Here is a 265-nt window from a genome sequence, read left to right as displayed (position 1 = left end):
AGTTGGCACAGCTCCCGGTCTGCGGGTCGGTGAGGTCCTCGTGCAGGCCCCAGCCGAACGCCCCCAGCCGGTAGTTGAAGGTGATGACGACCATGTCGCCGTACGCGGCGGGGCGGGCCCCGTCGTACTGCGGCTCGTGGCCGGCCCCCAGGAACCAGCCGCCGCCGTGGATGTAGACCAGCACCGGCCGCGACCCCTGGGTGCCCGGCGTCCAGACGTTGGCGTACAGCGAGTCCTCGCTGGAACCCGGCAGATACGACTGGAA

Annotated in this window: 1 protein-coding gene; it reads right to left on the bottom strand. The window is 70.6% G+C overall.

Annotated elements, in window-relative coordinates:
- Positions 1 to 265, bottom strand: a 265-nt coding sequence (locus ACSNOK_RS34575) for a carboxylesterase family protein (RefSeq protein ID WP_436784672.1), incomplete at both ends; no start/stop codon positions are given.

Origin of the sequence: Streptomyces sp. URMC 126 (assembly GCF_051386555.1) — a bacterium.
In the GTDB taxonomy this organism is placed as follows: Bacteria; Actinomycetota; Actinomycetes; order Streptomycetales; family Streptomycetaceae; genus Streptomyces.
The sequence above is the reverse complement of the archived record's forward strand: the minus strand, read 5'-3'. Positions and strand labels throughout refer to the sequence as shown.